The organism is Mesorhizobium sp. M7A.F.Ca.CA.004.12.1.1, from assembly GCF_003997835.1.
GTDB lineage: Bacteria > Pseudomonadota > Alphaproteobacteria > Rhizobiales > Rhizobiaceae > Mesorhizobium.
The window spans coordinates 1-4,691 of the sequence record NZ_RZRK01000488.1; the positions used below are offsets into that span (position 1 = coordinate 1).

The 4,691-nt window shown below is 65.1% G+C and carries 5 protein-coding genes and 1 pseudogene; all 6 read left to right on the forward strand.

What is annotated here, in order from left to right; translation table 11 throughout:
• Window positions 1-172 (forward strand): annotated as a pseudogene (locus EN984_RS23190) (heme ABC transporter ATP-binding protein); the annotation flags it as partial.
• Window positions 169-1,308, forward strand: coding sequence for an ABC transporter permease (locus EN984_RS23195; RefSeq protein ID WP_127266923.1), 1,140 nt, complete (start codon window positions 169-171; stop codon window positions 1,306-1,308). The pseudogene EN984_RS23190 and the gene EN984_RS23195, both read left to right, overlap by 4 nt.
• A gap of 1 nt (window position 1,309) precedes the next feature.
• Entirely contained in the window at window positions 1,310-2,281 is a 972-nt protein-coding gene (locus EN984_RS23200; protein WP_127266924.1) for an ABC transporter permease, read from the forward strand.
• 56 nt (window positions 2,282-2,337) lie between these two features.
• Window positions 2,338-2,730 (forward strand): cytidine deaminase, encoded by a 393-nt coding sequence (gene cdd, locus EN984_RS23205; RefSeq protein WP_127266925.1) that lies wholly within the window; start codon window positions 2,338-2,340, stop codon window positions 2,728-2,730.
• 30 nt (window positions 2,731-2,760) lie between these two features.
• Entirely contained in the window at window positions 2,761-3,570 is an 810-nt protein-coding gene (locus EN984_RS23210; RefSeq protein WP_127266926.1) for a purine-nucleoside phosphorylase, read from the forward strand.
• A partial coding sequence (gene deoA, locus EN984_RS23215) for a thymidine phosphorylase (RefSeq protein ID WP_127383967.1) occupies window positions 3,570-4,691 on the forward strand: 1,122 nt, incomplete at its 3' end. The genes EN984_RS23210 and deoA, both read left to right, overlap by 1 nt.

The following is a 4,691-nucleotide window of genomic DNA, read 5'->3' on the forward strand; positions in this document are numbered from 1 at the left end:
GGGCAAGGCGGTGCTGGTGGTGTCGGTCGAGCTGGACGAGATCCGTTCGCTGTCCGACCGTATCCTGGCGATGTTTGCGGGCCGCATCGTCGGCGAACGCGGCCCCGAAGCGACCGAGGGCGAGCTCGGCCTGCTGATGGCTGGCATCGAGCACCAGGAGGCAGCACTTTGAGCGCGCCCTACGCCAAACTGCCGGCCTGGGCCGACTATGGCCTGATCCCGCTGATCAATCTGTTCGTCGCCTTCGTCGTCGCCGGCTTCGTCGTGCTTCTGGTCGGCGAGAATCCGCTGCGCGCAGCCGTCATCCTGGTCGAGGGCGCCTTCGGCAAAGGCACAGGCATCGCCTTCACCCTCTTTTATGCGACCACCTTCATCTTCACCGGGCTTTCGGTGGCGGTGGCCGCGCATTGCGGCCTGTTCAACATCGGCACCGAAGGGCAGGCCTACATCGCCGGCCTCGGCATCGCCATCGTCTGCCTGAGCTTCGACAGCACACTGCCATGGTGGCTGACCTTCCCGCTGGCGATCATTGCTGCGGCGACGGTCGGCGCATTGTGGGCGCTCATCCCGGCCTATCTGCAGGCCAAGCGTGGCTCGCACATCGTCATCACCACCATCATGTTCAACTTCATCGCCGCCTCGATCATGGTTTACCTGCTGGTCGGCCCGTTGAAGCCAGCCGCCTCGCAAGCGCCGCAGACGCGTAACTTCCTCGCCGGCGCGGAATTGCCCAAGCTCAACTGGATCATCGAGCTGTTCGGCGCCAAGATCCGTTCGGCGCCGCTCAATGTCACCTTCCTGCTGGCGCTGGTCATGGCCTTCCTGGTCTGGCTGCTGATCTGGCGCACCAAGCTCGGCTATGAAATGCGCACCTACGGTCACAGCCCGAAAGCGGCACGCTATGCCGGCATCTCCGAAACCCGCATCATCATCACCGCCATGATGATCTCGGGCGGGCTGGCCGGCATGATGGCACTCAATCCGGTGATGGGCGATCAGCACAATGTCGCCATCGACTTCGTTTCCGGCGCCGGCTTCGTCGGCATCGCCGTGGCGCTGATGGGCCGCCTGCACCCTGTCGGCATCGTGCTGGCGGCGATCCTGTTCGGCATGCTCTACCAGGGCGGCGCCGAACTCGCCTTCGAGATGCCGGCGATCAGCCGCGACATGATCGTCATCATTCAAGGCCTGGTGATCCTGTTTGCCGGTGCCCTCGAGCACATGTTCCGGCCCTACATCCAGGCGCTGTTCGCCTCGTTCAGTCCGCGATCGGTGGGCATGGAAGCGGTCAAGGGGAAAGGTGCCTGAGATGGATGTGTTCAACGCGATCATCCAGACACTGGACTCCACCATCCGCCTTTCGGTGCCGCTGCTGCTTGCCTGCCTCGCCGGCCTCTATTCGGAACGCGCCGGCATCTTCGACATCGGTCTCGAAGGCAAGATGCTGGTCGGCGCCTTCGCCGGTGCGGCCGCCGCTTCCGTGTTCCATTCGGCCTTTCTCGGCCTCGGCATGGCGATCCTGATCTCGGTCGCCTTTGCCATGATCCACGGTTTTGCCTCGATCACCCATCGCGGCAACCAGATCGTCTCCGGCGTGGCGATCAATTTCATCGCCGCCGGCTCGACCATCATCCTCGGCCAGGCCTGGTTCCAGCAGGGCGGGCGCACGCCGGCGCTGCAACCGGGCGAGCGCTTCGAGGCCATCACCTTGCCGGGCGCCGAGGCCATCCGCGGCGTTCCGATCATCGGACCGATCTATGCCGAGCTCCTGTCGGGCCACTCGATCCTGGTCTATCTTGCCTTCCTGATGGTGCCGTTCACCTGGTGGGTGCTGTTTCGCACCCGTTTTGGCCTCAGGCTGCGCGCCGTAGGCGAGAACCCGGCCGCCGTCGATACTGCCGGCATATCGGTCGCCTGGCTGCGCTACAGGGCGCTGATCTGCACCGGCATCCTCACCGGCATTGCCGGCGCCTACCTGTCGATGGTGCAAAATGGCGGCTTCGTGAAGGACATGACCGCCGGCAAGGGCTATATCGCGCTGGCAGCCTTGATCTTTGCCAAGTGGAAGCCGGTCAACGCCATGTTCGCCTGCCTTCTGTTCGGCTTCCTGGACGCGGCGTCGATCCGCCTGCAGGGATCACCGCTGCCCATCATCGGCAAGGTGCCTGCGCAGTTCATGCAGGCGCTGCCCTACATCCTCACCGTCATCCTGCTCGCCGGCTTCATCGGCAAGGCAATCCCGCCACGCGCCGGCGGCGTACCTTATGTCAAGGAACGTTGAGCGGCAGGTCGGCTTTGCGCCGGGTTTTGAACACGATCATCGGAGAGAACACCTGAATGTCGCATGATCTGTTCGAGGCCGCCAAGGCCGCCATGGCCAAGGCCTACGCGCCCTATTCTAAGTTTCCGGTCGGCGCTGCCTTGCGCACCGAGGACGGGCGCGTCTTTACCGGCGCCAACATCGAAGTCGCCTCCTATCCGGAAGGCTGGTGCGCCGAGACCACGGCGCTCGGCCACTACATCATGGGCGGCGGCGGCAAGATCGTGGAAATCGCCGTCATCGCCGAACGCATGGCGAAATGCTCGCCTTGCGGCGGCTGCCGGCAGCGGCTGGCCGAATTCTGCCGGCCGGAAACAAAGCTCTATCTCTGCGACAATGCAGGTGTGGCCGAGACCGTGACCATGGGCGACATGCTGCCTTACGGTTTCCGCGGCGATATTTTGAAATGAACAACGGGCTCAAATGAACAGCTGGCAGCGATGACGGAAAAAACCCTGGATCATCTCGTCGAAAGGCTGGACGGCCTGGCGCCGGCCACGGCCCTGGTGCTCGGTTCGGGCCTCGGCGGTCTGGTCGACCAGATCGAGGACCCGATCCGCATCTCCTATGCCGACCTGCCCGGTTTTCCCAGAAGCGGTGTCACCGGGCACGCCGGCGAAGTGGTGGCAGGGCTGTTTGCCGGCGTGCCGGTGCTGATGCTGTCGGGCCGCGCCCATTACTACGAGCACGGCAACGCCGCGGCGATGCGGCCGGTGCTGGAAGTGCTTGCCGGCATCGGCATCACGAAACTGATCCTCACCAATGCCGCCGGCTCGGTCGATCCGGACATGCCGCCTGGCTCGGTAATGCTGATATCGGACCACATCAATTTCTCGGGCACCAATCCGCTGATCGGCGAACCAAGCGACCGGCGTTTCGTCGGCCTGACTGAAGCCTATGATGCCGGCATCCGCCAGGCCATCGAACGGGCGGCAAATGCGACCGGCACCACCCTGCACAAGGGCGTCTATATGTGGTTCTCCGGTCCATGCTTCGAAACGCCGGCCGAGATCCGCATGGCGCGCATCATGGGCGCCAATGCGGTCGGCATGTCGACCGTACCGGAGGTCATTCTCGCCCGCTTCCTAGGACTGCGCGTCGCCGCCTGTTCGGTCATCACCAATCTGGCCGCCGGCATGACCGGGGCCGAGCTTTCGCACCAGGAGACCAAGGACATGGCCCCGGTCGGTGGCGCGCGGCTGGCGACGATCCTGCAACGCGTGTTCCGCGACGGACTGCTGGAGATCTGATGCTTCCCCAGGAAATCATCCGCCGCAAGCGCGATGGCCTCAGGCTGTCGGAAGAGGAGATCGCCGGCTTCGTCGCGGGCGTGACGTCGGGCGCCGTCACCGATGGCCAGGCCGGCGCCTTCGCCATGGCGGTGTTCTTCAACGGCATGAACCGCGACGAGGCCGTGGCGCTCACGCTGGCGATGCGCGATTCCGGCGATGTGCTCGACTGGTCGGACCTGCCCGGCCCGGTCACCGACAAGCATTCGACCGGCGGCGTCGGCGACAATGTCTCGCTGATGCTGGCGCCGATCGTCGCCGCCTGCGGCGCCTATGTACCGATGATCTCGGGCCGCGGCCTTGGCCACACCGGCGGCACGCTGGACAAGATGGATGCCATTCCCGGCTACATCAGCCAGCCCGATGTAGCGCTGTTTCGCAAGGCGGTGCTCGAAACAGGCTGTGCCATCATCGGCCAGACCGCCGACCTCGCGCCCGCCGATCGACGGCTCTACGCGATCCGCGACGTCTCCGGCACGGTCGAATCGGTGCCGCTGATCACCGCTTCGATCCTGTCGAAGAAGCTGGCGGCCGGGCTGCAATCGCTGGTGCTCGACGTCAAGGTCGGCAACGGCGCCTTCATGGAAAAATCGCGCGACGCCACCGCACTCGCCAACAGCCTGGTTGAGATCGCCAACGGCGCCGGACTAAAGGCTTCGGCGTTGATCACCGGCATGAACGAGCCCTTGGCGTCGGCCGCCGGCAACGCCGTCGAGGTGCGCAACGCCGTTGATTTCCTCACCGGCCGGTATCGTGACCGTCGGCTCGAGGACGTGACGCTGGCGCTGGCCGCCGAAATGCTGCAGTCGGCCGGGCTGGTGTCGTCCAACCAGGATGGCATGCGGCGCGCCACCGAGACACTCGCCAGCGGCCGCGCCGCCGCCACCTTCGCACGCATGGTGGCCGCGCTTGGCGGCCCCGCCGATTTCATCGAGAAACCGGAAAAGTATCTGCCAGCGGCGGCGATCGAATTTGCCGTCAACGCGACCGCAAACGGCTTCGTCACCGGCATCGCCACCCGCGATATCGGGCTCGCCGTGGTCGGCCTGGGAGGTGGGCGCACGCGGCCGGACGACAAGATC